We start from the raw sequence: 25,733 nt of genomic DNA, 5'->3' as shown, positions 1-25,733 counted from the left end.
GCCGAGGTCCGGCGCCTGAGTTCGGCGTTCGCCGATTCAGGCCCAGGCGACGGCCAACAGCCCTGCCCCCAGCACCACGCACAAGGGTGAAAAGGCCCAGGTGTCGAGACGCGCAAACTTCGACTCGGCGTGCTCCTTGAAAAACCCCATCGACTCCGAATCGCCGATAGCCCGGGCGAACATCATCAAGGCAATCGCGCTGATCAGCCACTGCAGCGACCAATGATCGATTGCCGGGACAATCAGGCCAACCCGCAAGCTCACCATCAAGGCAATCATCAATAGTCCGGCCGCCACCACCAGGGTGACCAGGGCAGAAGGCTTGAACGCTGGCCGTGGCCCCTGATCCCCTTGCACCAGCGGCACGACGGCATCGCTGGCCCATTGGCCGCCGAGCGCCCAATACACATGGATCAGGCTGATCAACACCAAGGCGGCGGCGATCCACTGGGCTAGCACAAACGTCATGATCGAGATTCCTGAATTCAGTGACAGGGAAACAGATTAGACCAGTGCTTTTGTCAGCGTATTGCGTTTTATCAATGCAAGGCAGGATCAATGGGCTGTACGCCCTATTCAGCGATAAACGGCCATCCCCGCGCGCGGAAATGGCTGGCGACCGTCTTCGCTACAGGCCGGCGGCAACCTTGTCGGCCACGTCGCTGGGCAACCAGGCCTTCCAGACCTGCGGATGGTCCTTCATGAAGGCTTCGGCGGCCTGGCGCGGGGTGCTGTGCTGCTCGCTCATCCGCGCCAGGGCCTGGTTCAACGGCTCGATGGGAAAATCGACTTTGCTGAAGAACGCCACCAACTGGGGGTACTGCTTCTGGAATGGCGCGGACACGCCGATCGACAGTTTCGACGGCAACGAGCGCGTCGGCTGTGGATCGGGATGAGTGGCATCGGTCAGGGTTTTCCAGGCCTGCGCATCAAACGGCGGCTCTTCCAGTTGAACCAGCTTGAAGCGTCCAAGCAGCGGCGTCGGCGACCAGTAGTAAAACAGCACAGGTTTACCGCGACGAATCGATGAGCTGATTTCCGCGTCCAGCGCAGCGCCCGAGCCGCTGCGGAAATTTACATAGCTGTCGGTCAGGCCGTAGGCCTTGAGCTTCTGCTGGTTGACCACTTCCGAAGTCCAGCCAATCGGGCTATTGAGAAAGCGCCCCTTGCCCGGGGTTTCCGGATCGCGGAAGACGTCCTTGTAACGGGGCAGGTCCGAGACACTGCGCAGGCCCGGCGCCATGGGCTTGATACCCCGGGCAGGATCGCCCTTGATCACGTACTCAGGCACCCACCAGCCTTCGGTGGCGCCCTTGACCGTATCCCCCAGGCTCACCACCTTGCCTTCGGCCTCGGCCTTGACCCACACCGGACTGCGCCCGGCCCACTCCTCACCGATGACCTGAATGTCATTGTTGGCCAGCGCGGTTTCCAGGGTGATGGTGGTGCCCGGCAAGGTATCCGTCGGCAGGCCGTAGCCCTTCTCGACGATGATGCGCAAGATGTCGGTGATCAGGCTGCCGCTTTCCCAGTTCAGGTCAGCAAAGTGGATGGGCGTCTCGGCCGCTGTTGCGGATGGGGGGGAAGCCAGCAAACCGATGCTGGTCAATGCACTCGCCAGCAACAAGCGAAATCCTTTCATGCCTTGCACCTCGTACTGTTCAGCAATAGCGGGACGGGACGGCCATGCGCGCGCAAGCGGCAAGCCTCTGGTCACTCGGTTCATAGACTGTAGTAGAGGTTCCTGCCTTTGAAGGGACGAGGTTCAGTGTTCGACAGCCTCCTGCAAGCGCTGCAACTCTCTGCGCACCATGCTGGCGTACTCCGCCGGGCGCATCTGGTAAATCTGCGAAGCCACCCAACTCAGCCAGGCGCCCTGCCGGACGGTCTTCTGGGCAAACAAACGCTGTGCCTCGGCTTGCACGCTGAACAGGTGCTGCTCATGGAAATCGGCGCGGGACAGGCTCATTACTCACTGGCCTTGAACGTCACGAGTTCGCCTTTACGCCATTTGGCCACTTTGCCGGTCACCGCCTTCAGGGTTTTGGTCAGGCCTTCCTGCAGCGGCTCATGAGCGGCGAATACCGTCAGCACGTTGTGACCTTCCTTGAACACAACAGCGTGACCTTCTGTCGTGGTCACGAACGCGTAATCGCCCAGGCCGTAGACCGTCAGTTTGATCTCGCGAAACCTGATTTCGAACTTGCCGCCTTCACGACTGGGTAATACGGATGCGCGAAAATGATCGCCGACCTTGAGTTCAAGACGCGGTTTGTCGTCCACGACCATGGTCGACTCGGTGTCGATCTCGGCGACGTATATACCTTCAGGCGTCTGTTCGGTGATGTAGACGAAACGTGATTGAAACTGTTTGACCAGCTTTGCACGCAGATCACCCAATACAAACAACGCATGCATATCGAGATTACTTACTGCCAAGGAAACATCCCCACATCTGTAAATGACACTGCCCGAAAAAAAGGACAGCAAAAAAATGGCCCTACCGAAAATGTTGCAACAAGGGTCCTGGCTGAAGCCGTGAAGTCAGCAGAAAAGCGCTTCATCGCATGGCGGGAGCAGACTACTGGATCGCCGCGCCCACCGTCTTGCCTGTCGGTCGTCAGAGGCTGAGGGAAAAATCCCTTCTAACAACCAGAGGCTACTGGACTATCAACTTTAGGGAGAAAACTCTTTGAAAAAAGCATTTTTCCGACATATTGCCCGAAGAAAATTGCTTTAGATGAGCACCTGCCTTCCGCCAGTGAAGGCAATTCTAGAGCAGCGATGCGCTGCTAGACTAGCCAAAGCGACGTACAACCGCCTGCAAACCCGAGAAAAGGAATTCTTATGAGCACGCATTCTCCTTCATCCATGAACACCAAAAACCGCGTTTACAACCTGCACGCCGCACATTCCGGGACCTGCGCAGAGATGAGTGCGGATTTTGAACAGCACATACACCTTCGTTATCAGGTGGTTCTCGCTGGGAATAGTTTCTTCCATATTACGGAAACTGCAACTGGTCGTGTAAGAGGTTTCCGTATCAATCACAACGATGCCTGCGCCCTTGCACGCAACCTCGAGGTCAGTCACTGAGAAATGCACCCTGCGTGACAGGCGCAGTCATTTCGTCACACCGATGACATAACTGCGCCCCCTCCCCGCAACAACTGCCATACTGCCCGCCCATTGAAACCCAGGCCCTCCAGCGGACTGGGTTGGACACGACACAATAATGAACAAGGGAAGGCGCACGTGACGGAATTTGATATCGGCGAATTTTTTATCCGGGGCGAAGCCAGAGAAGTCGACGGCGAATTCCAGGCGGTCATTGTGATGCGCGCCAAACCGCCGCTGACCACCGTGACCTGCCACCAGGTCGAAAAGGACCGCTGGTTCAAAACCTCCGACAGTGCGGCAGTGGCGGCCATGGAGTCGGCCAGGGCATTGAAGCTTGCCGTCGATCAAGGCGCCTTGAAGGCCTGATCAACCTGTCGTGACATCCAGCACTGCGACCCAACCCGTTCAATGCACGTGATCGACGTTACTCACGCCCAACTGTGCCAGCCAGGCGGCTTGGCACTCCTGCGCTTCGCTTCGGCTGGAAAATGCGGTGCCCCGTTGCTCACCATTGAGCAGGACCACCCAGCAAACGCGCTGCCCCATCGCCCGTAATCCGGCAGGGACACCACTGCCGATCATTACCGCGACATCGACCTTGCATTGCATGAGAGCACCTCGAGCACTTCATTAGCTACCTAACAATGTAGGTAGATTAATGAATTCCCGGCGCGGGAAATAGCCAAGTGCCTGCACTATTGACTTGCGCAAACGGTAACAATCACCGGTTGCGTTGAAGAACCGCTGACCGTTCGGGCACACAAATGCAAAGATCACAGCCTGCGACAACGTCAAGGGGTGTCCCCATAAGCGTTGTGCAGGCTGCGATCTTTCAAGGACCGCCCGTGGTCCGGGCGGTCACACCGAATCAGGCCTGACGCTGGTGCTTGTCGATCTGCTCGTGACGCTCTTGAGCTTCGATGCAGTACTTGGTGGTCGGGCTGATCAGCAGGCGCTTGAGGCCAATCGGCTCGCCGCTGTCATCGCACCAGCCGAAGGTGTCGTCGCCGATGCGCTCCAGCGCGCGTTCCAGCTGAGGCAGCATGCGCTGGTCACGATCAATGGCGTTCACCAGCCAGGTACGCTCTTCTTCGACCGACGCCGCATCAGCCGGGTCCGCCGGGGTGTCCAGGCTTTCAATGGCGATTCGGTTCTGTTCGATGCGCTCGTGGGTTTCCACTTTCATGGCTTGCAGCAGCTCAGTGAAATAAGCCTGTTGCTCGGCATTCATGTAGTCATCCGCCGGCATGGCCAGCAACTTTTCCTTTGTCATTGATTTCTCTATAAAAAATACGTGCATTAAGGCGAATCAGGGAGCGTTCCGGTCGACCTGCAAGGTCTCGGAAAGGCGCCATACATTCCAAGCGCCACCCGGCACTCAATTTACGAGGGGCGGCAGTCTAAGGCCGACTTGAAGCCTCAGCAACTGAAAAGACAGGGAATTTGTCTGACAAAGCCCATAAATTGCTCTCTGGCAAGCTTTGGGCCGTTATCGGAGTGCGTTTATAGCAAGAAATTCAATCCAGCGGATGTATATAGAAGACAAACGGCTACCGGCCACCGCCGATGTCGTCCGGCAAGTCCATCCAGGCCGTATTCAAGACCCCCGGGTTTACCGCTAGATTCAAGATGCAGGTCCCGCACCTGTTCCCCTCCCATCACTCAAGGAGCTGTACATGAAAGTGATCGGAATGCTTGATTCACCTTACGTAAGACGTGTTGCCATCAGCCCGCAAATACTGGACATCCCATTCGAGCATGCCTCGATTTCGGTGTTCCGGGGCTTTGAGGTGTTTTGCGCATCACCGACCGCCTCAAGGACATGTTCATCACTGGCGGCTTCAACGTGTGCCCGGCGGAAATCGAACAGCACCTGTTGACCTATCCCGGTGTCGCCCAGGCGGCCGTCATCGGCATCCCCGACGAGCGCATGGGGGAACTGGCCATGGCGTTCCTGTTGCCGGCACCGGGCCACACCCCAAACCTCACACTGAGCCCAGCGCCACCCGCTGCACCAGGCCGTCGGCATGGCAGATCACCCGGTTGCGGCCGGTGGTCTTGGCGGCGTACAGCGCCAGGTCCGCATCGTTGAGCCATTGTGTGGCATCGGCGTGCATCGGGTTGAACGCCGCCAGGCCGATGCTCAGGCTGACTTCAAGGGCCGGGTTCTGCTCGTAGCCCAGCCCGGAAAAGCGATCACGCAAGGCGTCCATCGCCTGCACGGCACGTGCCAGCGGGACATCGGGCAGGATCACGCAGAACTCGTCACCGCCATAACGTCCGGCCACGTCACTGGCACGCAGGTTCTGCTTGAGGATCTTGCTCAATTGCCGCAGGACGATATCGCCGGCCACATGGCCGTAGGTGTCATTGATGGCCTTGAAGTGGTCGATGTCGATCAGGGCGATGGCTCCGCCGCGTTGCTGGCGCTGGCATCGCTGGAATTCGACTTCCAGGGCGTCCTTCCAGGCACCGTGGTTCAGCAGCCCGGTGAGGCTGTCGGTGCGGCTCAGGGCCAACAGTTCGCGCTTGCTCTTGCCCAGGGCGAAGGTCTGCCGAAAGCAGATCCAGCCCAGCGCCAACGGGTACAAGGTCAGCAACGGCAAGCAGGCGTACATCTGCAACTGGCTGGTCTGGGGAATCAGCACGGGAACAAACAGCAGCCAGCCAACCCCCATGCCCAACACCTGGGCCGCGATGCCCGTCAGCAGAAAGCGCACGCCACCGATGGCCACATTGTTCATGGCCATCATCGACAGCGTCACCGCAGTGGGTAACGGATTGAAGTGCATGGCCACGACCCAGAAACCACCGGTCAACGAGTCGATCAGCAAGTTGCGGTGTTCGGCACGATAGGGCAAGGGCGAACGACGCGCCCACTGGTACGCCAGGTGCGGCCACAGCACGCCATTGAACAGCATCAGCAACAACAACCACGCAGGCGGCTCCAGTGGCAGGACCGCCGGTGCCACGCACAACAGCCCCAACGCCAGGCCCAGGGTGCGTGATGTGTAGAGCCTCCTGGCCAGTGAAAGTCCCTTTCCTCCAATTGGTTGCATAGGGGCCAAAGCTCCTCTTTGCGGCTGATCGCCACTGCAGACGGCAAATAAATCCAGACCGGAATGCCTGGAGTCTAACAGGGCGACAGCAAATCGCCATCACCACCCGGCGACCAGAAAAAACCGCTCTGGAGCGCTCGGTGTCGAAAGATTGACTATAAATGAGAGGGACTTCAGTCGACGTCTGAACGTGCATCCCACACCCAACAAGAGAGGAGGCCCATGCAGACCTATCAAGTGCTGATCATCGGTAGCGGTTTCGGCGGCCAGTGCGCGGCCATCAACTTGCTCAAGGCGGGCATCACGGATTTTCGCCTGCTGGAACGCCGTGATTTTTTCGGCGGCACCTGGTGTCAGAATACCTACCCCGGTGCTGCCGTCGACGTACCCTCCCCACTGTATTCGTTGTCGTTCGCTTCCTGGCGCTGGACGCAAATGTTCGCCGAACAGCCAGAGTTGCATCGTTACACCCAGTACGTTGTCGACTATTACCAGTTACGCGACAGGGTCGAACTGCAGGCCGATGTCGAACGGGTCCAATGGGACGAAACGGCCCGTCAGTGGCAGGTGCATACCCGAGAAAAAGGCACGTTCGGCGCACAGTTCCTGATCAACGCATCCGGGCCATTGAGCCAGCCAGTGATTCCGCCGTTCGAGGGTCTGCAGCGCTTTGCGGGCAAGAGCTTTCACAGCAATGCCTGGGATCATGCCTACGACTATCGCCACAAACGGGTCGCCATCGTCGGCAGCGGCGCCAGCGCGGCGCAGATCATTCCCACCCTCGCGCCGGACGTCGAACACTTGCACGTGTTCCAGCGCACGCCCCATTGGGTACTGCCCCGCGCCGACCGCAGCTTCGGTCGTTTCCAGCGCTGGCTGCTGGGCTTCAAGCCGGCCTACAAACTGCTGCGCTGGATGATTTACTGGCAATTCGAAACCCGGGTGATTGCCTTCAAGTACTCAAGGACCGCGCTGCGTCTGGTGCAGCAGCAGGCACTCAAGCACCTCGAGCGACAGGTGCCAGACGCCGAACTGCGACGCCAACTCACCCCGGACTACACCATTGGCTGCAAGCGGGTGATTCTGTCCAGCACCCTGTACCCGGCGTTGTGCCGCCCCAACGTGACCCTGCACGGGCGTGAACAAGGCATCGGCGCACTGGATGAACGCGGCATTCTTACCCAGGATGGCCAGCACATCGACCTGGACCTGATCGTCTGGGCCACCGGCTACGACGCCACCGACGGAGTGATTTCCTACCCCGTGCAAGGCAGGCACGGCACGTCATTGAGTGCGTTCTGGGCCCAGTACCCGCGAGCCTACCTGGGAACCAGCCTGCCGGACTTCCCCAACCTGTTCATCGTCACCGGCCCCAACACCGGCATCGGCCATACCTCGGCGCTGTTCATCATCGAATCGCAGATGAACTACATCCTCGACTGCATTCGTACCCTCAAGGACCAGGGGCTGCGCAGCATTGAAGTGCGCAAGGAAGCCGAAAACGCCTATACCCAAATGATTCACCGTGAAATGCAACGCACTGTGTGGCAGTCCGGTGGTTGCCACAGTTGGTATCAAAGCAAGAGCGGTCATGTGATCGCCATGTTTCCCGGCTTCAGCTTCAGCTATCACCAACTGACGCGACGACTGAAAACCGCGGACCACATTCTGTCCTGACCTGTTTTGGGGAGTGCGCGATGTTTGTTGTATGGATTGTTCTCGGGCTGTTGATCATCTGGACCTGGCGCACCTGGCCGCGCATCGGCCACGTGTTGTATGACGCCAGCATGGCGCTGGAGGCGCGATTGTATGGCCTGCAGAAAGTCGCGGTACCGATTGCCGAGATGGAGATGGTCACCTACCAGGGCGGACCGGAGACGCCGGAACGCACCATTCTGATGCTGCACGGCTACAGCGCCGACAAAACCATCTGGCTGCGCTTCGCCCGGCATTTTACCGACGATTGCCGAGTGATCATTCCCGACCAGGCCGGCCACGGCGAAACCGGGTTCAAGGCCGGCGGTGGCTATGACATCCCGACCCAGGCCGAACGGATGATCCAGTTGATCGATGCCTGCGGGATCGGCAAGGTCCACGTGATCGGCAACTCCATGGGGGGCTACGTCGCCGCCTGGCTGGCCGCCGCCCACCCGGGGCGAGTCGCGTCGCTGATGCTGATCGACCCGGCCGGCCTCAGCTCGCCCGAGCCCAGCGACATGGAGCGATTGCTGGCCCAGGGCAGCAACCCGTTCCTGATTCACTCGCGGGCCGACTTCAATCAGTTCTACGCCATGACCATGGCCTCCCCGCCCTGGATACCTGGGGTGGTGCGGGCGGCGCTGGCCGAGCGTTATCAAGCCCGGCGCGACGAACTGGCGGAGATTTTCGAGGACTTTCACACCAGCCAGCCCGTCGGCGCCAGGCTGCACGATATCCAGGCCCCTGCCCTGTTGCTGTGGGGTCGCGAAGACCGCCTGATTCACGTCAGCAGCGCGCAAATCTGGGCCAAGGGCATTCCCGGAATGCGCGTGGAAATCTGGGACGGCGTCGGCCATATGCCAATGGTGGAACAGCCAACGAAAACCGCGACGTTGTACCGCCAGTTCCTGGAGAGGCCGCAATGAAGGGCGTCAGTCCTTATGGCAAAACACACGGGCATGACGCGCCATAGCAGTCGAAGAACGACTGACCCGCCCTGGCTTCCACCTCCTCCTGTAGCGGACAGCGCCTTGTGTAGCGGTTCTGGCGGGTGAGCCAGGCGCAGCACTGAACGCAGCAGTCGTTTGCAGAATGAAGTTCGGAAGAAACTTCGTTTGTCAGTCATGCCGGCGCCGAACAGAATCGGCCTACTCCACTGTCACTGCGCCGGGATTCGAGTTTATGAGCAACCAGAACGTCGTCAGCCCTGACCTGATCCGCCAACGCTTCTCGCGGGCGATGTCGGACATGTACCGCGAAGAAGTGCCGCTGTACGGCGCCTTGATGGAACTGGTGGCGAGCACCAATGCCCGTGTGTTGGCCAGCGACCCGGCGATGGCCTCGCAGTTGCGCGCTACCGGCGAAATCCAGCGCCTGGACCTGGAGCGCCACGGCGCGATCCGCGTCGGCACCGCCGAGGAACTGGCGACGCTGTGCCGCCTGTTCGCGGTGATGGGCATGGAACCGGTCGGCTACTACGACCTGACACCCGCCGGCGTGCCGGTGCACTCCACGGCCTTTCGCGCCGTGCATGAGGCGTCCCTGCAGGTCAGCCCGTTCCGCGTGTTCACTTCGCTGCTGCGCCTGGAGCTGATCGACAACCCCGAGCTGCGCGCCTTTGCCGAATCGGTGCTGGCCAAACGCTCAATTTTCACCGCCAAGGCCCTGGAACTGATCGCCCACGCCGAACACAACGGCGGTCTAGACGAACAGCAGGCCGAGATATTTGTCGAGCAGGCGCTGGAGACATTTCGCTGGCACCACAGCGCTACTGTCACCGCCGCGCAGTACCGACAGTTGAGCGCCCAGCACCGGCTGATCGCCGACGTGGTGGCCTTCAAGGGCCCGCACATCAATCACCTGACCCCGCGCACCCTGGACATCGACATCGTGCAGGCCAGCATGCCCGGCCACGGCATCACCCCCAAGGCAGTGATCGAGGGACCGCCGCGCCGCCAGTGCCCGATCCTCCTGCGCCAGACCAGCTTCAAGGCGCTGGACGAAGCCATTGCGTTCACTGACCAACAGCAGGCCACCGGCAGCCACAGCGCCCGCTTTGGTGAAATCGAGCAGCGTGGCGCAGCGTTGACGCCTCAAGGGCGGGCGCTCTACGACCGCTTGCTCAACGCCGCCCGCGATGAACTCGAGGACTTCCCCAGCGAAGCCAACGCAGCGCGCTACGACAGCCTGATGACGCAACACTTCCAGGAATTTCCCGACGCCTACGCCGACATGCGCGAGCAAGGCCTGGCCTACTTCCGCTATTTCGTCAGCGACAAGGGCCTGGCCGCCGAGCGCGACGCACTCACGGGCATGACCTTGGCCGGGTTGCTCAACGCAGGTTATGTGCGCGCAGAACCGCTGGTGTACGAGGACTTCCTGCCGGTCAGCGCCGCGGGGATTTTCCAGTCGAACCTGGGCGATGCCGCACAGACCCGCTACGACGCGCATTCGAACCGGCAAGCGTTTGAAGCCGCGCTGGGACGTTCGACCATTGATGAGCTGGCGTTGTACGCGCAAACGCAGCAGCGTTCGATTGACGAATGTGGCCGTGTGCTGAATCTGCAAGGGTTGGTGTGCTGAGCAAGAAGGAGGCAATGCGGGACCGTGCGTACTCAGAGGCGATGTACCGCTGAATGTTGTTTGTCGAACGGTCTGGAAGACGTTCGCCCAGTGCTATGGCCTGGCAATCCTTGCACTGGTAAAGAGCCCTGACACTGGGCGAACCGGGGCGATTTTAATACATTGGATCCGATCTGTCCGGTGGGAAATTCTGAATAAATCTGGACACAATATTTCAATGGCACAAACGAAAAAAAGCGAAACCCGGCGTTTCAGGTTGCGCCCCGTATCAGGGCGCACCAGCGTCGAGTATCGCTTTTCAGGTGTCGCGTTGAAGCTTAGCGCTGGGTCGTGACTTTCAGCACGTCGGTGTAGACCACCACCACACTCTGGCCGACCTTGAGGTCTTTGAGCTTGGCCTGGACTTCCGGTTTTTCGACCTTGATGGTCTTGGTCAGGCCTGCTGGATTCTGCAGCGTCACTTCGTTTTTCTTGACGTCGATCGCGGTAATCTTCAGCTCGACCTTGACTTGGCGATAGGCTTCGCCGCCCGGGTTCGGGTTGTTCTCGCTGGCGCGCATTTCCCCAACGCGTTCAACGGTGCCCGGCAGGCCCTTGTCGATATCAGTGTCGAGCGAGGCGGCGACCGAACGGATGACATCGATCTGCACCTTGTCGCCGGCCTTGAGGTTGCCCAGGTCCTTGGCCTTTTCGGTCATCTGGATCTGGACCGGCTGGCCGTCGGCGCCCTTGAGCACAACCAGGCGCTTGGCCGCATCGACGGAAATAACCTCGGTCACCACCTGGTTCGCTTCAACCACGGCCGACAACGGGATATCGGCGGCGTAGGCACTGAGGCTACCGGCAGACAGCAGCGTTGCAAGTGTAATGGCTTTGGTCAGTGTGTGAAGCTTCATAGCGGTACGTTCCCTGAGAGAGTAAAGAGTGCAAGCAAAGGCTTTCAACAGCAGTCTGAAGCCTGCGCGCCGAGTGAGCATAGACATAGATCAGCGGTTTTACTAAAACTTTGCCGCGCAACGCTCAGGGCTGCGATCCGCCTCTCAATAGCCGGTCATTTCCAGGTACCCCACCCCCGTATCACTGCCACTGACCTGCACCGGCCCTTCCCAATAGGCAATGCGCAAGTCCATCCAGGCCTTGGGATTGAGCGCCGCGACCGTGATGTCCAGCCCCTGGCCCGGCACCTTGACCGACCAGCGTGTCGGCAGGCTGCGCCCTGCCACCTCGGAACTCGTCAACGGCGTGAGGCTGAACTCATCCCGGGACAATGTGCGGGTGCTGCCGTCCGGGTTGATCCAGGTGCCGGTGACGTAGGGAGCGCCGACCTGCTGGCGAATCCGGAACAGCATCAACTGCGCACCACTATCCAGATGCAGGGAAAACCAGTCCCAGCCGCTCTGCCCGGCCATCAATGGCTGGCTGCTCCACTCCCGGTCCAGCCAGGCCGGGCCGCTGACCTGATAGGTCGTGCCGTCGATCTCCAGGCTGCCGCTGGCCGCAAAGAACGGCTGGCTGTAGTAATACGACGCCTGGCCCTGCTCGGACTTGCGACTGAAACCCTGCTCCCCATGCAGCACCACTGGCCGGCTGGAGGTCAGGCGCAATTGGTAGCTGAAGCCTTTGCCGCTGGCCTGCAAGCGCATGTCGGCCAACGGGTTTTCGCGGTCGGCCTGCGAATCCAGGCGCCAGTCATCGATCCAGGCGGCAAACGGTGGCTGGTGCACACCGGCCTGCCCCACGCCACCCCGGGCATAACGTTCGGCGGCGTGGTGCACGGTCGCCGACGTCACCGCCGCATGGCCCAGCCAGATCACCTGGCTGGCCCATCCGGGCTGCTCCGGGCCGGCTTGCAGGGCATTGCGAAACAGCGTCCATTGCACACCGAACGCCCGGCCCTGCGGGTCCTTGAGGTTGGCGGTGAGGTACCACCACTCCACACGATATCCATCGTGGGCCGCGTGATCGGCCGGGAACCCGAAGACCCGGCCCGGCGTCACCTGCTGGAACGCGTTGGCGTCAACGCCCAGCCCGGCGAACCCCTCCTGGCGCTCGGAGGTATCGTCGCAACCGGCCAAGACCAGCAACACCACCGCGCACGCCCGGTCAATCCTCATGGGCAAAGCACCTGAGCAAGTCCACCGGTTGCGTGCGGTAGAGCGTGAAGAGCGGCCAGGCCGAGGCCAGCAAGGTGGCCAACAGCGCCAGCCCCATCAACTGCGCCAATTGCCATGGGAAGACCCGCAGTGGCAGGCGCCAGCCGAACGCCTGCACGTTGATCACAGTGTCCAGGCACCAGGCCAGGGCAATGCCCAACGGCAGCGCCAGCACCAGGGTGAGCAACGCCAACAGCCAGGTCTGCCCGAGGTTGAGCAGCATCAATTGCCGGCGGGTCACCCCCAGCGCCCACAACGGCGCCAATTGGCCGAGACGGCTCTGGCTTTGCGTCAGCAAGCTGATGAACAACGCCACCCCGGCCACCCCCAGGGTCAGGCTGTTGAGGGCGGCCGTCGCCGCGAAGGTGCGCTCGAACACCTGCTCCGACCAGCCCTTGAGCCGGGCCTGGTCGACGATGCGAGTGTCGTCCAGGGCAAAGCGCGCTTGCAGCGCCGTGAGCAAGGCCGGAATCCGCGCAGGCTCGATGCGCAGGTTGAAACGACTCGGCGTCAGCTGTGGCCAGAAGTGCAACAGGTGTCGGTCGTTGACCAGCAGATGCCCTTTGGGATTGCCATAGTCGGCATAGATACCGATCAGCTGTGGCGCCCAGTCGCCTTGGGGGGTGGGGATGCTCAATCGGTCGCCCAACTGAAGCTTGAGTCGGCGCGCCAGTTGCTCGCTGAGCATCACCGTGTCGTGGCTCGCCAACTGTTCCCAGACTGTATCGCCCTGAGCCGCGAGCAACGGCCAGTGCTGGCGATAGGTCGCGTGATCGATCACCCCATAGAGGTCTGCCGGCCAGCCCTGCAAGGTCACCGCGACCTGCCAGCTGGGCAGCACCGCAGCGAGATTCTGCTGCATCAGCCACGGCTGCAGTTCGCGGGCCTGCGCTGGATTGCGAGGGGTGATGTACAGTTCGGCGATCAACCGTTGCTCCAGCCAGTCGCTGAAGGTCTGGCGAAAGCCGGCGGTCATGCTGCCCGCCCCGATATTGGCGGCCAGCGCCAGCAGCAGAGCCATCAAGGCCAGGCTCAGGGCCGGCAACTGCTGACGGCAATCGGCAACAAACCATTGGCCGAGCACCGAATGGCTACGGCCCAGGGCCAGATTCAGCGCCCCATCGAGCAGTGCCGGCAAACTCAACGCGGCCCCCAGCATCAAGGCCGCCATCAGCACAAAACCACTGGTCAAGCTGTCCCCCCACGCCCACGCGAGTACGCCGATCAGCGCCATGACAACGGCCACCCATCCTTGGCGTCGCAGCCAGCGCCCATAGGCCTGATGCCAGGCTTGCGGGGTCGCCAGCGCCAGCAACGGCAGGCGTGCGGCACGCAACAAGCTGTTGACGCCGGCCAACCCGGCGCCCAACAGGCTCAGGCCGATGCCACTCAACCACCACCCGGGGCTGAGGCTCAACTGCCCCGCCACTTCGGCGCCGTACAATCCCCGCAGGCTGGCGGCGACGTCCGGCAGCAGGACACTGGCCAGCAGGTAGCCGCTGACCACTCCGACCAGCCCGCCGAGCAGGGCCAACCCACCCAGTTCAAGGCTCAGGCCCAAGATCAGCATCCGGGCGCTGACCCCACAGGCGCGCAGGGTCCTGAACAGGCCGCGGCGCTGCTCCAGTGCCAGGCCAATCGCCGCATGGACAATGAACAAACCGACAACGAATGACAGGAATCCCAGGGCGTCGAGGTTCAGGTGAAAGCTCTCGGTGAGCCGCGCGAGGGTGTTCTCTTCACCGCCGGGTTGCAGTTGCAACTGACCGGCCAGGTCGGCGGGCAGCCGTGGGTGGGTGGCGACGAACGCCTTCGGCACCAGCAAGCGTGACAGCTGCTGCGCCAGACCCAGTACCTGCTGGGCGACGCCGATGTCCATCAACAGCACACCGGGCGCCATGTCGGCTTGGGCATGCATCGGCGGCAAACTGGCCCCCGTCGTGGTCTGCGCTCGATCACCCTCACGCAATCCCAGCGCCTGCAGGGTTTGCGGGGCAATCCAGGTGCGGCCCGGCGGGCTGACGAACTCGGCCATCCGTGCCAGGTCCAGGGTTTGTCCGGCCAGGGCCGTGCCCGTCGGCAGTGACAGGGGCTCGATGCCCATCAGCTGCAGGCGCTGCGTTTCCTGCCCCTTGAGCATCACCCGCCCCTGCACTACCGGCGACACCGGCCAGCCCGCCAGGCGCAGCTCGAGAAACAGGGCTTGGGCGAAGGGCGCGCCATTGGGGGCGCTGAAGCTGGGCTGGGGTTCGCCGCCGATCAATTGACTGGCACGGGCGTAGCTGTCCCGTGCCTGACTGTTCAGAGCCTGGACCCCGGTCAGCAAACCGGTGGCCAGCCATAGCCCGGTCAGCACACTGAAGAACTGCACCGGATGCTGGCGCCAATGGCTGAGCAGCGCGCGCAGGGTCTGGGTCAGAACGCTCATTGCGGCGCGCCGGCGTCGACCAGGCGCCCATGCTGCAACAGCACCTTGCGCGCCAGACGCGCGGCGACCCTGGGGCTATGGGTGACCATCAACAAACTGGTAGGACTGTCCTCGAGCAGTTCCAGCAACAAGTCCAGCACCTGCTCACTGGCGTGCTCATCGAGACTGCCGGTCGGTTCATCGGCCAACAGCAACCGTGGCCGCGACGCCAGCGCCCGCCCCAGCGCCACCCGTTGCTGCTGGCCGCCGGACAACTGCTCCGGATAGCGCCCCAGCACATCCCCAAGCCCCAGGCGTTCCACCAGTTGCCCGTGCCAGGCCGGGTCATGGCGACCGGCCAGTCGCGCCTGAAACGCCAGGTTGTCCTCGACCCGCAAACTGCCGATCAGGTTGAACTGCTGGAACACCAGGCCGATCTCCGTGCGCCGCCAGCGCGCCCGTTGGCCTTCACTCATGTGTTCCAGGCGCTGCTCGCCGAGGCGAATGCTGCCCTGGTCGACCTTGTCCAGCCCGGCAATCAGGTGCAGCAAGGTGCTTTTGCCACTGCCCGACTCGCCCATCAGCGCCAGGCTGCTGCCGGGTGCCAACTGCAAGTCGACACCCTGCAACACCGCCAGCGGACCTTGCGCGGTGGCGTAGCGTTTGAAGACGCCTTGAACCTCGAGCATGGGCAGCGCTCGCTACACAGACAGTGAATCCAAGCATAGCGGACAGCCTTGCACGCCCTGCATGGTTTTTGTCGTTTGACGATTGTCGAGGTCTCTGGCCTGGCGTTTAGGCTCCAGGCTGGTCTAGCCATAATGATAAAAACGGAGACTTTATGCCTCGATTCACCCTGTCCCATCGTGGCCTGCTGGCCGGTCTGATCGCTGCCTGCCTGGCGCAATCGGTCGCCGCCGCCCAAGCCCCCGTCGCCGCCAGCCCCATGACCGCCGCCAGCAATGCGGCGGTGCTCAAGCAACTGCCCTTCAGTGACCGCACCGACTACGAGTCGGTCAACCGTGGCCTGATCGCCCCTTTCACGGATCCGATCAAGACCGCCGACGGCAAGGTGATCTGGAACATGCAGAGCTACGCCTTCCTCGACAAGGACCAGGCCCCCGACACTGTCAACCCGAGCCTGTGGCGCCTGGCCCAGCTCAGCGCCCACGCCGGTTTGTTCGAAGTCAGCCCCCGGCTCTATCAGGTGCGCGGCCTGGACCTGGCCAACATGACCATCATCGAGGGTGACGACGGGCTGATCATCATCGATCCGCTGACCATGGCTGAAACCGCCAAGGCGGCGCTGGACCTGTACTACCGCAACCGTCCGCGCAAACCGGTGGTGGCGGTGATCTACAGCCACACCCACGTCGACCACTTCGGCGGCGTGCGCGGGGTGATCGACGAGGCCGACGTCAAGGCCGGCAAGGTCAAGGTGTTCGCGCCGGCAGGCTTCATGGAACACGTCATGAGCGAGAACGTTTACGCCGGCAACGCCATGAGCCGCCGCGCCCAGTTCCAGTTCGGCAGCCTGTTGCCACGGGGCGACAAGGGTCAGGTGGACGCCGGCATGGGCAAGAACACACCATCGGGCGGCACCATCACCCTGATCCCGCCGACCGACCTGATCAGCCAGGAACTGGACACCCGCACCATCGCCGGCATCGAGGTGCAGTTCCAGCTGACCCCGGGCACCGAAGCACCGTCGGAGATGAACCTGTACCTGCCGCAGTTGCGGGCCTTGTGCATGGCGGAAAACGCCACGCAGATGATGCACAACATCCTCACTCCGCGCGGCGCCCCGGTGCGCGATGCCAAGGCCTGGTCGCAATACCTGGACAGCAGCCTGACGCGTTACGGCGACAAGTCCGACGTACTCTTTGCCCAGCACAACTGGCCGACCTGGGGTGGCGAGCGCATCCGTACCTTCCTCGCCGATCAGCGTGACATGTATGCCTTCCTCAACGACCGTACCCTGCACCTGTTGAACCAGGGCCTGACGCCGATGGAGATCGCGCAGAACATGCAGAAACTCCCGGGGGAGCTGGAGAACAAGTGGTACACCCGCAGCTACTACGGCTCGCTGAGCCACAACTCGCGAGCGGTGTACCAGCGCTACATGGGTTTCTATGACGGTAACCCGTCGAACCTCAACCCGCTGCCGCCGGTGGAAACCGCCAAGCATTATGTCGAGGCCATCGGCGGTGGCGCGGCCGTGATCGGCAAGATGCGCGAGGCCATGACCAAGGGCGATTACCGCTGGGCCACGCAACTGGGCAACCAGTTGATGTTCGCCGAGCCGGACAACAGTGAAGGCCGCGAAACCCAGGCCCAGGCGCTGGAGCAACTGGGTTACCAGAGCGAGAACGCCACCTGGCGCAACATGTACCTGACCGCCGCCATGGAACTGCGCAACGGTGTGCCACCGACTGCCGGCAGTTCGGTGTCGGCGGACATGGTGCGGGCGCTGACCCCGGACATGTTCTTCGACTTCCTGGCCATTCGCTTGAACAGCGAAAAAGCCGTCGGCCATGACCTGACGTTGAACTGGACCTTCGACGACCCGAACCAGGCCTACAACCTGACCTTGCGCAACGGTGTGCTGACCCATCGCGGCGGTAGCAATCCCCAGGCCGACGCGAGCATCAGCATGAACAAGGCGACGCTGGAGCAGATCGCCCTCAAGCAACTGGACTTCCCGACGGCCATCCAGAAAGGCCTGGTCAAGTTGCAGGGCGACGGCAAGAAACTGGGCCAACTGCTGGGCAGCCTGGACACCTTCAGCCCGCAGTTCAATGTCGTCACCCCCTGATTATCGAGGGTGAAAAAGCCGCCAGGCCGGGTTCGGTCTGGCGGCTTTTCAGTGACCTTCACAAGCGCTCAAGCACCCACTTTTGCACGGCCGACGTATCAGCAATGTCCCCTTCAAAGATAAAGGGCGGATCGTAACTTTGATTATTCCCGCGCGCGCGGTCTCGCCATACTTTTAATGGCAACCAGAACTGGCCGCCACTGGGCAGTGTTTGAGCACCAATATCAATGTAAAGCGTATCCGCGCTCGTAGGTAACCCCAGATGGACAACCCCCGGGATCGCGAGAACAACGTCCGCGAAATCCAGGCAGGCACTCGCGCAAAAAGAGTCGGTCACCAGCGCCAACTGGCCTTTGAAGCCATGAGCCTTTGATCCGTCAAAACGCTCTTGATTGATCGAAGAACTGCTCGGTTGTCGCAGCCAGTCTTGCCTCTCGCGAAGCGCCAGTACCATCGAATGGGTTAAACCGGAAACAAAAGTGTAAGCCTCGTTGTTTTTCCCGTAGTCATTTTCCATAGAGTCCAGAACATGCCTGAGCGTTGAGACGGCAAAGGGAGAAACACGCCACATCGCATAGGCGCGAGACTGTTTGTCCACGCTATTGACCACTTGCGAACCTAACAGTGCAGAGAGTATTTCAACACCCACCAGACTGTTACCCCCGCGATTACCACGCGTATCGAGCACCACCAACCTGGCGTCATCGAGGTGACTGATGGCATCGAGCATTTTTTGAGGGCCGCATTATCCGCAGCAGATGGCGTGAAGTTCGATACGTGTATCCAATAGCGCCCACCTCCCAGATCTTGCAGGGCCTGAGGTGGTCGAGACTGGAGCAGGAAGGACTCCAGTTCCCCGCGATCCTCCTGCCACAGCAACCTGAAGTCCTGTCGCCCCCCATCCGGGAGCATCACTGAGCAGCTTTTTGGCAAGACTCTGCCCAGTACGGGATAGCGGGCATCATCCACCGTCAACTGCGTAGCCAGGTGCAACCGTGTCGACGCCAGACCCAGCCTGCGATCGATGTAGGGTGACAGGTCATTTTCCAGTGTCTCGCGGACCGGTTTGTCATCACAGGCCACCACTTCGGAGCCAACGGGTGGTAAAGGCACTGGCCAGTTTCTGGAAGTAGCCTTTACAACAAAGCGCTGTCCTTGCATGCCCAAAACGAAACCTGCCCAGGAGGACTTACCCTGATCAGACGGGCTCAACCCTACGTGGCCATCCTGAAAACCGGCAATATAAAAGTTGAGGACCGCCAGTGAGTCCTTCTTTGACTTGACCTGTTTTGACAGCTGACCGGCTTTTAAATAGCCCTGCTCCACCCAGCCCGTAAAAACTTTATTGTCACCGTCTAAAACACCTGGGTGAGCGGTGACTATCAGCTGATGAATTGCAGAAAGATCATTGCTCGTCAGATCCTGCCAATGTTCTGCGTGGGTTTCTTTAGCCAGAGCGAAAGACGGCACAAAAAACACCGAGCACAGGATTAACCTTGCGCTTGTGAAAAGACACGAGCCGGAGGTAAACGTCATTGCGGGAAAATCATAAGCCAATCCTTAGCTAATTGATGGCCTGTCCAACAGGCGAGTGACGGCGGCGCATCATAGTTTTGCCCCAGGACGAAGACAACCCGGATACCGCGGTCAAGTCCCCCTCCTACAGACCACCCTGTACGTGTAAGAGGGAACCACCCAGCACTTGCCTGCCGTCAACGATAACGCAGCCTGATGATGAAACCGGATTTAAACCGCCTCCACCGGCGGCATCTGCCAACGCTGCTCGATCACCTGCCGCTCGGGCCCGTACAGGCGCAGGATCAGGGTGAACGCACCGTATTGCGGTGCGGGCAGCCAGTTGCTGCTGCCGTCGGTGGGCGCTGAACTCTGCACAAGCAAGGTCAACCCACCGTCGGCATCCGCCTGCAGCTGATCGCGGCTGCTCAGGCAGTAACGGTCGATGGGGTTGTCGACCAGTTGGCGGTCCGGCAAGTCGTACAGCGTCAGCGACCAGAACTCGCTGGCCGGTGGCAATTGCCCGGGTGCGAAGCGCAGGCGGTAGCCGCGTCCCCCCAGCAAAGGCTGACCCTGGCTGTCCTGTCTGGCGCCGGTGTAGAACGCCTCCTCGACGCTGTTGCCATAGATGCCCATGGCCGCGCCCAGCGCACGGTTGAGGTAGTTGCCCTGTAACACCTCCCGCGTCCCGAACAGGCCCAGGGTGGTGCGCACCTTGGCCCCGGCGGCCTGCATCTGCGCCTGAGCCTCCTGGATACCGGCGATCAACGCCTGGCGCTGTTCGGCGGACATGGCCGCCAGGTCGAATGCCTGCCCAGGCACGATGCCGATCCGCGCAAACCGCTCACGCAACGCTTGCTCGCTCGGTTGGACCGGGCACAGCGTGAGGATCTGGTTCAACTGATTGATGAACCCCGGCCCCAACCCGGTCTTGCTGTCCCACGGTTGCCACGCGATGGCGGGGGCCGCTGCGGGTGCCGGGGTGCCGGCATACTCGTGCAGCGAGCGCAGGCGATACTGCTGCTGCAAGGCACGCACCGCTGGCATGTCCTCGGCGTTCTTCAGCGCGGTGCGGCCCAGCACCATGACGATCTCGGTCTCACTGCGCAGCACGGCCTTGATCCCGGCCGGGGTTGCGCCCGTCCAGCCAGGCCCGGCGATCAGGTAGTCCCCCGCCTCGCGCCCGGTGCTCAGCACCCCGACATAGGCAAAGTTGTGGGTGTATTGGTCCACCAACTGGTGCACGTAGTAACGGTCCTCGGCCACCGCCGGCACGCTCAAGACCTGGGGCTCACTGCGCAGGTCCAGCCAGGCCCAGGAGTACGGTGTGTCATTGTTCGGCGTGACAATTTCGCGGTTCTTCGGTGTGTACAGGTTGCTGTAGTGGCGAAAGCGGTTGAAGCCGCCGACGTACTCGGCAGCACCGGGGTCAAGCACCTGCTTTTCCAGGGTCTGGTAATGCATCAGCATCGGGTAGGCGTAGATCCACGCGTCCCGGGTGATGGCCTGGATATCCTCGGGAGAGGTTGGGTTGACCTGGCTGGCGGCCAGCAACCAACCCGGACACGCCAGTGCGGCACCGGCCACACTCATGCCGGCGAGCAGACGACGACGGCTGAAAGGAGCATTCATGGTTCAGCCCTCGCCCTTGATGGCTTCGATGGTCGGTAACGGGTAGCGGCCATCCAGTGCCTGCTGTTTCGGTAGGTACAAACGCAGCATCAGGTTGAACGGCCCTTGCGGCGTCGGCAGCCAGTTGCTCTGGGCGTCCTGCGCCGGAGTCGCGTGCGCCAGGGTCAGGGTCAGGCCACCATCGGTGTCGTATCGCAGGTCGGGGCTGCGATCACCCAGGGAGTAACGCGCCAGCGGGTTGGCCACCAGCAATTGGCGCTTGCCGTCGTACAGGGTCAGGGACCAGAAGGCGTCCACCGGTGGCAACTGCCCGGCGGCGAAATGCAGGCGATAGGTTTTATTGCCATCGAGCAACTGGCCCTGGGCGTCATGCAGTGCCAAGGGGTACAGCGCCTCGGCAGGATCGTTGGCGTAGATGTAGCGCCAGGCCACGGCAGCGCGGGTCAGGTCATCGTCACCGAACTTGCCGACGTTGGACGGCGAGCGAAACCAGCCTTGCTGCTCCACGGACAGCTTGCTGGAGGCGACTCGCACCTGTTCGCGGCCGGCTTCGGCGCCTTCGGCCACCGCGTCCCTGAGGTCTTGCGGCGGCGCGAATCCGACGCCTGGCTGGAGGCCGATTTCGGCATAGCGCGCCAGTTTCTGCTGCTCGGCCGGGGTCCACTGGTGCAGCGCGGCGAGGCGGTTGAAGCGCTCGAACAACGCCACCGCCGGCCCCTGCTTGCTGTCCTGATAGGCCGGCAACTGCAGGGTGGGCAGCGCCGCGAGTGCCGGGGTCCCCAGCACCCTGGACAGGGGCTGCAAGGCGTAGCCCTTGAGCACGTGCGCTGCCTGCTCAAGGTCGTCGGCACCCTTGACCTCGGTGCGCCCGATCAGGAACACCACGCGGCTCGGCGAGCGAATGACCCCGTTGAAACCGGCCGGTACCTCACCCTGCCAGTCCGGACCGGCGATCAGGTAGCGCCCGGCCTTGCTGCCGGTCGCGCGGGTGCCGATGTAGTCGAGGTTGTCGGTGCGCAGGTCCACCAGTTGGAAGTTGTAGTAACGCCCCTCGACCTCAGGGACTTGCAGCACCTGCGGCTCGCCGCGCAGGTCGAGCAAGGCGCGGGAGTAGAAGGTGTCGTTGTTCGGCGACACCACTTTGTCGTCCTGCGGCCCCAGCAACCGTGGCTCGCTGTACAGCACATTGAACGGCAGTCTGGCGGCGATGGCGCTGAGTACTTTGTTGTGCTCGCCGGTGGCGAAGGCAAATACATAGGCTTCCTGGGCCAGGGCCCGGGCCTGCTGTTGATCGAGGCTGGCAGCCTGTACGGCGCTCGCGCCGAGCCCCAAGGCTAATGCGGAAATCCAGTGGCGCATGGCAATGTCTCCTGACAGCAATGAATGCGGCGCCCAGTGCCCGCTTTGTAGGAGCGAGCGAGCTCGCGATGGGCGTTAACGATGACGCGTGTTTTCTGATTAAACGCGTCGCTCTTGAGTTCATCGCGAGCAAGCTCGCTCCTACAAGGGGGCGGCAGTGGGCGCCATGCAAGGGACGACTTACTTGGCCCAGCGCCGCAGGTCCGACGGGGTGTAGTCGTCGGTCTTGGCGGCGAAGCCGACACGCATCGGCTCGACCTCTTCGTTGGCCAGGCCACCGGCGTAGTAACGCCCAGCGATCAGGTCATAGGAGGTTTCCAGCACGTTGTAGGTGAAGCCGTGGTCGTAATGCTGGATCGCATGCAGTTCACCGCTGCGCCACAGTTCGCCGCGGCTGTCGTACTGGTCTGCTTGCGCGATCTGCCAGCTGTCCTCGTCCACATAGAAACGGCGCTTGGCATAGATGTGCCGGGCGTTGGGCTTGAGCGTCGCCTCCACCACCCAGACCCGGTGTTTCTCGTAACGGGCCAGGTCCTGGTTGACGTGATTGGGCTTGATCACCGCGTCGTACTTGAGTTCGTGGCTGCCGATCTTGTAGCTGTTGTAGGGGATGTACAGCTCTTGCTTGCCCACCAGCTTCCAGTCGAAGCGGTCCGGCGCACCGTTGTAGCCGTCGATGTTGTCGGCGGTGATCAGGCCGTTGCTGTAACGGGCGCTGTTGTCGTAGGCGATCATCGGCGCACGACGCACCCGACGCTGCCCCGGCAGGTATTGCCAGGCCGAACGCGGCTCGGCCACCTGGTCGATCGGCTCGTGCACCAGCACCGCTTCACCGGACAGGCGCGCCGGCTCCAGCACACGGCTCTTGAACATGAACAGGGTGTTGGACGCCGGTTCAAGGCCGCTGATGGTGTCGGCGAAGTTGATCAGCGACTGGTTGCGCACGTAGCTGGTGGCACCGTTTTCACGGACCAGCGCCGAGCTGCTGATGCGCTCGTAGCTGCCGCCACGATAGCGGGTCATGTGGTTCCACATCACCTCGAGACCTTCAGTGGGCAGCGGGAACGGAATACCGTGAACATAGTCATGCAGCCCGTTGCCGCCGTCGGCCATGCTGGTCTTGGCGACGTTTTCGCGACTCTGATCGAGCACCGTTTTAGGCAAGTTGGCGCTGCGATGGGTCGGGTAGATGTTCATCTTGTAGGTGTCGGGAAAACGCTTGAACAGCGCCACTTGCCCGGGGCTGAGGAACTTCTGGTACTGCGCCACGTTCTGCGCGGTGATGGTGAACAGCGGCTTTTCATTGGCATAGGGGTCGCTGTAGCCGCCCTTGCTGTCGACCTTGCCGGCGGAACTGGTCAGGCCGCCGGTCCAGGCCGGGATGCTGCCGTCGGCATTGGCCGCGATTTCCGAGCCCATGGGCGTCAGGGTCTTGCCCAGGGCGGCTGAATCGGTACCTTTGGCGTGCGCCAGGCTCGCCGCGCAGGCCAGGGCCAGCACACAAATTTGCATACGCATCACTGATACTCCTTAGAAGTCGACCTTGAAGCTGACCGAGGCAAAATCGCGATCGTCCAGGGTGCTGTAGTCGTTGGAACCGAAGAAGGCGTTGTAGGCCAGTTCCACGCTGTAATCGTTGAGGTAGTTGGTGGTCAGGCTCAGGCCCAGTGCCTGCTGGCCTTCCTGGAACGGCCCTTGCGGGTCATAGGAGTAACCCGACACGTCATGGCGCCAGTTGACCGCCGGGATCAGGTTGACCCCCGGCAAGACGTCGCTGTACTCGAGGCTGACGCGCAGGCGATACCCCCAGGACCAGTCGGTGGCAAAACCATCGTCCGTGCAGTACTGGTTGGTAACGCCCGAGGCCACGGTGTTGCACGGCATGCCGTTTTTCGGACTGCTGCGACCGAAGGCGGCATTACGCCCCAGGCGTTCGTCGCCCAGGTCCTCGATGTGCACCACGCCGAGCTCACCGAACAGGCTCAAGCGCGTGGCGCCGAGGATGTTGTCGTAGGCCTGGGTCGCCGACCCGGTCATCTGCCAGACGCCCTTGCGCACCCAGCCGTCATAACGGTCGCCCTGAGTGGTGCTGAAGCCGGCCGGCAGGTCGACCCAGGAACTGCCGCCCGGCCCGGAAATCACCGCCACGTTGATGTCCGGTGCGTTGATCGCCAGCGGCATGTTCGGCCGGTAGCTGATTTCACCCGCCAGGGAAATTCCCGAGTTGGGCTCGACGCCGTTGAGACTGAAGCCGTACAGGCGAATGTCCTCCGGGAACGCGGCGGCGTAGCTCGGATTCTGCACACCGCCAGGGAAGGTCCCGGGCTGGGTGACATCCCGCGCGTTCAGGGTGAAATACGGCAGGCGCGAGTGATAGTTGATGAAGTAAATCGCCGCTTCCGCGTCGTTCAGCGCCGGGATCATGTTGCGCAGGGCAAAGCCGAACTGACCATTGTCGGAAGGCGATTCATTGCCCCGGGAGGTGGCGTACAAACCGGCATTCTGCATTTGCTGGTCGGTCTGCACCTGGCTCAGGTACAACGGTCCACAGCCCTTCTGGATCGCATCACTGCTGGCGAAGAAGGTGCCGCAGCCGTCAAGCACGCTTTCGCGCCAGTTGTATTGATAGAAGCCCTCCAGGTTCAGGCTGTCGGTCAGGCCGAGGCTGAAGGACAGCATCTCCACCGGCAACTGGCCTTCCTTGATTTCCACGCCGGGGCGGTTGAATGCCGAGATATCCAGTGGGTTGATCACGTTGATGCCGTTCTGGATCAGCAGTGCCTCACCCCAGGACAACACCTGGTTGCCGACCTTGACGTTCAGCGGCCGGTCGGCGACCAAGAAGTCTTTCCAGACATAGGTGTCCAGTGCCTTGAAGCCCTTGAATTTGGACAGGTCGTCCCAGCCCGAGTCATCGAAGTCCTTGAACCGGCCGTCACGGGTTTCGTAGGCATGGTCGTACCAGTACTTGAAGCGGACGAAGGCCCCCTGCCCCTGACCGTCGAGGCTGAAGTCCGTCAGACCCTTGAAGTTCTGCGAGATCGGGTCGCCGCGCTCGAAGTTCAGCCGGTTGTCGTCGGCGCTGACGCTGCTGCCGTTGGCCTGCTTGCCTTGCGCCTGCAGGGCGTTGGCGCGGGTCATCATGCTCTTTTCCGGGTTCTGGGTGGACCAACTGCTGCCCAGGGTCAGGGTGGTCTTGGTCGACAGGCTCCAGTCTTCATTGAGGTCCAGCGTGGTCGCTTGGGAGGGCGCGACCATGATGGCCAGTATCGCCAGTGCGAGAGGATGCGGTCGGGTGTGGCCAAGCCGTTTACGTCGCGCAAGGACGCAGGCGTTGGCCGAGCATGTTCTTATCATTATTAGGCTCCGGTCAGATTTACTCAGCCCGGTCA

23 protein-coding genes and 2 pseudogenes are annotated in these 25,733 nt (G+C 61.8%); 8 read left to right on the top strand and 17 right to left on the bottom strand.

All coding sequences use genetic code 11. The features are described 5' to 3' along the window. Window positions 1-36 precede the first annotated feature (36 nt). The 4 genes from AC3WQN_RS05985 to AC3WQN_RS05970 form a co-directional block, all read right to left on the bottom strand. Window positions 37-468, bottom strand: a complete 432-nt coding sequence (locus AC3WQN_RS05985; protein WP_103400148.1) for a DUF3995 domain-containing protein — start codon at window positions 466-468, stop codon at window positions 37-39. Window positions 469-628: 160 nt separating this feature from the next. Further along, complete coding sequence (locus AC3WQN_RS05980; RefSeq protein WP_103400149.1) at window positions 629-1,642, bottom strand: ABC transporter substrate-binding protein; 1,014 nt, start codon at window positions 1,640-1,642, stop codon at window positions 629-631. Window positions 1,643-1,765: 123 nt separating this feature from the next. Further along, window positions 1,766-1,969, bottom strand: coding sequence for a hypothetical protein (locus tag AC3WQN_RS05975; RefSeq protein ID WP_103400150.1), 204 nt, complete (start codon window positions 1,967-1,969; stop codon window positions 1,766-1,768). Beyond that, complete coding sequence (locus AC3WQN_RS05970; RefSeq protein WP_371918503.1) at window positions 1,969-2,439, bottom strand: hypothetical protein; 471 nt, start codon at window positions 2,437-2,439, stop codon at window positions 1,969-1,971. Before AC3WQN_RS05970 ends, AC3WQN_RS05975 begins: the two co-directional genes overlap by 1 nt. A 408-nt stretch (window positions 2,440-2,847) precedes the next feature. On the opposite strand from AC3WQN_RS05970, the gene AC3WQN_RS05965 reads away from it, so the two are divergent. Both AC3WQN_RS05965 and AC3WQN_RS05960 read left to right on the top strand, forming a co-directional pair. Further along, window positions 2,848-3,096, top strand: a complete 249-nt coding sequence (locus AC3WQN_RS05965) for a hypothetical protein (RefSeq protein WP_146038372.1) — start codon at window positions 2,848-2,850, stop codon at window positions 3,094-3,096. A gap of 159 nt (window positions 3,097-3,255) precedes the next feature. Then, window positions 3,256-3,486, top strand: coding sequence for a hypothetical protein (locus AC3WQN_RS05960; protein WP_095083229.1), 231 nt, complete (start codon window positions 3,256-3,258; stop codon window positions 3,484-3,486). Between the two features lie 39 nt (window positions 3,487-3,525). Here AC3WQN_RS05960 and AC3WQN_RS05955 read toward each other — a convergent pair whose 3' ends face one another. Both AC3WQN_RS05955 and AC3WQN_RS05950 read right to left on the bottom strand, forming a co-directional pair. Then, on the bottom strand, window positions 3,526-3,729 hold the full coding sequence (locus AC3WQN_RS05955; RefSeq protein ID WP_095083231.1) for a hypothetical protein: 204 nt from the start codon (window positions 3,727-3,729) through the stop codon (window positions 3,526-3,528). Between the two features lie 259 nt (window positions 3,730-3,988). Further along, on the bottom strand, window positions 3,989-4,393 hold the full coding sequence (locus AC3WQN_RS05950) for a TraR/DksA family transcriptional regulator (RefSeq protein ID WP_095083233.1): 405 nt from the start codon (window positions 4,391-4,393) through the stop codon (window positions 3,989-3,991). A 403-nt stretch (window positions 4,394-4,796) separates the two neighbouring features. Between AC3WQN_RS05950 and AC3WQN_RS05945 the strand changes: the two are divergent. Together AC3WQN_RS05945 and AC3WQN_RS05940 are read left to right on the top strand one after the other, a co-directional pair. After that, window positions 4,797-4,916 (top strand): annotated as a pseudogene (locus AC3WQN_RS05945) (glutathione S-transferase N-terminal domain-containing protein); the annotation flags it as partial. After that, a pseudogene (locus AC3WQN_RS05940) lies at window positions 4,910-5,092 on the top strand (AMP-binding enzyme); the annotation flags it as partial. The pseudogenes AC3WQN_RS05945 and AC3WQN_RS05940, both read left to right, overlap by 7 nt. A 13-nt stretch (window positions 5,093-5,105) precedes the next feature. Here AC3WQN_RS05940 and AC3WQN_RS05935 read toward each other — a convergent pair. After that, on the bottom strand, window positions 5,106-6,179 hold the full coding sequence (locus AC3WQN_RS05935) for a diguanylate cyclase (protein WP_103400153.1): 1,074 nt from the start codon (window positions 6,177-6,179) through the stop codon (window positions 5,106-5,108). A gap of 222 nt (window positions 6,180-6,401) precedes the next feature. Here AC3WQN_RS05935 and AC3WQN_RS05930 point away from each other — a divergent pair, with 222 nt between their 5' ends. From AC3WQN_RS05930 to hglS, 3 genes are all read left to right on the top strand, one after another. Next, window positions 6,402-7,856 carry a flavin-containing monooxygenase gene (locus AC3WQN_RS05930; protein WP_103400154.1) on the top strand — a complete coding sequence of 485 codons (1,455 nt, stop codon included), beginning with the start codon at window positions 6,402-6,404 and terminating at the stop codon, window positions 7,854-7,856. A gap of 20 nt (window positions 7,857-7,876) precedes the next feature. Then, window positions 7,877-8,803 carry an alpha/beta fold hydrolase gene (locus tag AC3WQN_RS05925; protein WP_103400155.1) on the top strand — a complete coding sequence of 309 codons (927 nt, stop codon included), beginning with the start codon at window positions 7,877-7,879 and terminating at the stop codon, window positions 8,801-8,803. A 256-nt stretch (window positions 8,804-9,059) separates the two neighbouring features. After that, a complete protein-coding gene (hglS, locus tag AC3WQN_RS05920; protein ID WP_103400156.1) occupies window positions 9,060-10,460 on the top strand; it encodes a 2-oxoadipate dioxygenase/decarboxylase HglS in 1,401 nt (466 codons plus the stop codon). A 317-nt stretch (window positions 10,461-10,777) separates the two neighbouring features. On the opposite strand, the gene AC3WQN_RS05915 is transcribed toward hglS, so the two are convergent. From AC3WQN_RS05915 to AC3WQN_RS05900, 4 genes are all read right to left on the bottom strand, one after another. Further along, the gene (locus AC3WQN_RS05915; protein WP_095083243.1) at window positions 10,778-11,356 is read right to left on the bottom strand and encodes a hypothetical protein; all 579 of its coding nucleotides are present in this window, start codon (window positions 11,354-11,356) and stop codon (window positions 10,778-10,780) included. Window positions 11,357-11,500: 144 nt separating this feature from the next. Beyond that, a complete protein-coding gene (locus AC3WQN_RS05910; RefSeq protein ID WP_103400157.1) occupies window positions 11,501-12,574 on the bottom strand; it encodes a lipocalin-like domain-containing protein in 1,074 nt (357 codons plus the stop codon). Further along, window positions 12,564-15,041, bottom strand: a complete 2,478-nt coding sequence (locus AC3WQN_RS05905) for an ABC transporter permease (protein ID WP_103400158.1) — start codon at window positions 15,039-15,041, stop codon at window positions 12,564-12,566. The genes AC3WQN_RS05910 and AC3WQN_RS05905 overlap by 11 nt, the downstream gene beginning before the upstream one ends. After that, window positions 15,038-15,709 (bottom strand): ABC transporter ATP-binding protein, encoded by a 672-nt coding sequence (locus AC3WQN_RS05900; protein ID WP_103400159.1) that lies wholly within the window; start codon window positions 15,707-15,709, stop codon window positions 15,038-15,040. The genes AC3WQN_RS05905 and AC3WQN_RS05900 overlap by 4 nt, the downstream gene beginning before the upstream one ends. A 152-nt stretch (window positions 15,710-15,861) precedes the next feature. On the opposite strand from AC3WQN_RS05900, the gene AC3WQN_RS05895 reads away from it, so the two are divergent. After that, window positions 15,862-17,835 carry an alkyl/aryl-sulfatase gene (locus AC3WQN_RS05895; RefSeq protein WP_103400160.1) on the top strand — a complete coding sequence of 658 codons (1,974 nt, stop codon included), beginning with the start codon at window positions 15,862-15,864 and terminating at the stop codon, window positions 17,833-17,835. Between the two features lie 58 nt (window positions 17,836-17,893). Here AC3WQN_RS05895 and AC3WQN_RS05890 read toward each other — a convergent pair whose 3' ends face one another. The 6 genes from AC3WQN_RS05890 to AC3WQN_RS05865 form a co-directional block, all read right to left on the bottom strand. Further along, window positions 17,894-18,565, bottom strand: coding sequence for a S41 family peptidase (locus tag AC3WQN_RS05890; RefSeq protein WP_256587269.1), 672 nt, complete (start codon window positions 18,563-18,565; stop codon window positions 17,894-17,896). Then, entirely contained in the window at window positions 18,454-19,371 is a 918-nt protein-coding gene (locus tag AC3WQN_RS05885; protein ID WP_256587270.1) for a hypothetical protein, read from the bottom strand. The genes AC3WQN_RS05890 and AC3WQN_RS05885 overlap by 112 nt, the downstream gene beginning before the upstream one ends. Before the next feature lie 210 nt (window positions 19,372-19,581). Beyond that, window positions 19,582-20,982 carry a DUF1254 domain-containing protein gene (locus AC3WQN_RS05880; protein WP_103400161.1) on the bottom strand — a complete coding sequence of 467 codons (1,401 nt, stop codon included), beginning with the start codon at window positions 20,980-20,982 and terminating at the stop codon, window positions 19,582-19,584. A 3-nt stretch (window positions 20,983-20,985) separates the two neighbouring features. Further along, the gene (locus AC3WQN_RS05875) at window positions 20,986-22,341 is read right to left on the bottom strand and encodes a DUF1254 domain-containing protein (RefSeq protein ID WP_103400162.1); all 1,356 of its coding nucleotides are present in this window, start codon (window positions 22,339-22,341) and stop codon (window positions 20,986-20,988) included. A 180-nt stretch (window positions 22,342-22,521) separates the two neighbouring features. After that, entirely contained in the window at window positions 22,522-23,859 is a 1,338-nt protein-coding gene (locus AC3WQN_RS05870; protein WP_095143351.1) for a DUF1329 domain-containing protein, read from the bottom strand. A gap of 12 nt (window positions 23,860-23,871) precedes the next feature. Then, a complete protein-coding gene (locus tag AC3WQN_RS05865; RefSeq protein WP_103400163.1) occupies window positions 23,872-25,698 on the bottom strand; it encodes a DUF1302 domain-containing protein in 1,827 nt (608 codons plus the stop codon). Window positions 25,699-25,733: the final 35 nt, after the last annotated feature.

This window comes from Pseudomonas sp. FW300-N1A1 (assembly GCF_058789115.1).
This window is presented reverse-complemented; position numbering and strand designations above follow the sequence as displayed.

Coding starts and splice junctions, on each gene's coding strand:
- AC3WQN_RS05985 (WP_103400148.1), bottom strand. CDS start 468: ATGACGTTTGTGCTAGCCCAGTGGATCGCCGCCGCCTTGGTGTTGATC.
- AC3WQN_RS05980 (WP_103400149.1), bottom strand. CDS start 1,642: ATGAAAGGATTTCGCTTGTTGCTGGCGAGTGCATTGACCAGCATCGGT.
- AC3WQN_RS05975 (WP_103400150.1), bottom strand. CDS start 1,969: ATGAGCCTGTCCCGCGCCGATTTCCATGAGCAGCACCTGTTCAGCGTG.
- AC3WQN_RS05965 (WP_146038372.1), top strand. CDS start 2,848: ATGAGCACGCATTCTCCTTCATCCATGAACACCAAAAACCGCGTTTAC.
- AC3WQN_RS05955 (WP_095083231.1), bottom strand. CDS start 3,729: ATGCAATGCAAGGTCGATGTCGCGGTAATGATCGGCAGTGGTGTCCCT.
- AC3WQN_RS05950 (WP_095083233.1), bottom strand. CDS start 4,393: ATGACAAAGGAAAAGTTGCTGGCCATGCCGGCGGATGACTACATGAAT.
- AC3WQN_RS05935 (WP_103400153.1), bottom strand. CDS start 6,179: ATGCAACCAATTGGAGGAAAGGGACTTTCACTGGCCAGGAGGCTCTAC.
- AC3WQN_RS05930 (WP_103400154.1), top strand. CDS start 6,402: ATGCAGACCTATCAAGTGCTGATCATCGGTAGCGGTTTCGGCGGCCAG.
- AC3WQN_RS05925 (WP_103400155.1), top strand. CDS start 7,877: ATGTTTGTTGTATGGATTGTTCTCGGGCTGTTGATCATCTGGACCTGG.
- hglS (WP_103400156.1), top strand. CDS start 9,060: ATGAGCAACCAGAACGTCGTCAGCCCTGACCTGATCCGCCAACGCTTC.
- AC3WQN_RS05915 (WP_095083243.1), bottom strand. CDS start 11,356: ATGAAGCTTCACACACTGACCAAAGCCATTACACTTGCAACGCTGCTG.
- AC3WQN_RS05910 (WP_103400157.1), bottom strand. CDS start 12,574: ATGAGGATTGACCGGGCGTGCGCGGTGGTGTTGCTGGTCTTGGCCGGT.
- AC3WQN_RS05905 (WP_103400158.1), bottom strand. CDS start 15,041: ATGAGCGTTCTGACCCAGACCCTGCGCGCGCTGCTCAGCCATTGGCGC.
- AC3WQN_RS05900 (WP_103400159.1), bottom strand. CDS start 15,709: ATGCTCGAGGTTCAAGGCGTCTTCAAACGCTACGCCACCGCGCAAGGT.
- AC3WQN_RS05895 (WP_103400160.1), top strand. CDS start 15,862: ATGCCTCGATTCACCCTGTCCCATCGTGGCCTGCTGGCCGGTCTGATC.
- AC3WQN_RS05890 (WP_256587269.1), bottom strand. CDS start 18,565: ATGCTCGATGCCATCAGTCACCTCGATGACGCCAGGTTGGTGGTGCTC.
- AC3WQN_RS05885 (WP_256587270.1), bottom strand. CDS start 19,371: ATGACGTTTACCTCCGGCTCGTGTCTTTTCACAAGCGCAAGGTTAATC.
- AC3WQN_RS05880 (WP_103400161.1), bottom strand. CDS start 20,982: ATGAATGCTCCTTTCAGCCGTCGTCGTCTGCTCGCCGGCATGAGTGTG.
- AC3WQN_RS05875 (WP_103400162.1), bottom strand. CDS start 22,341: ATGCGCCACTGGATTTCCGCATTAGCCTTGGGGCTCGGCGCGAGCGCC.
- AC3WQN_RS05870 (WP_095143351.1), bottom strand. CDS start 23,859: ATGCGTATGCAAATTTGTGTGCTGGCCCTGGCCTGCGCGGCGAGCCTG.
- AC3WQN_RS05865 (WP_103400163.1), bottom strand. CDS start 25,698: ATGATAAGAACATGCTCGGCCAACGCCTGCGTCCTTGCGCGACGTAAA.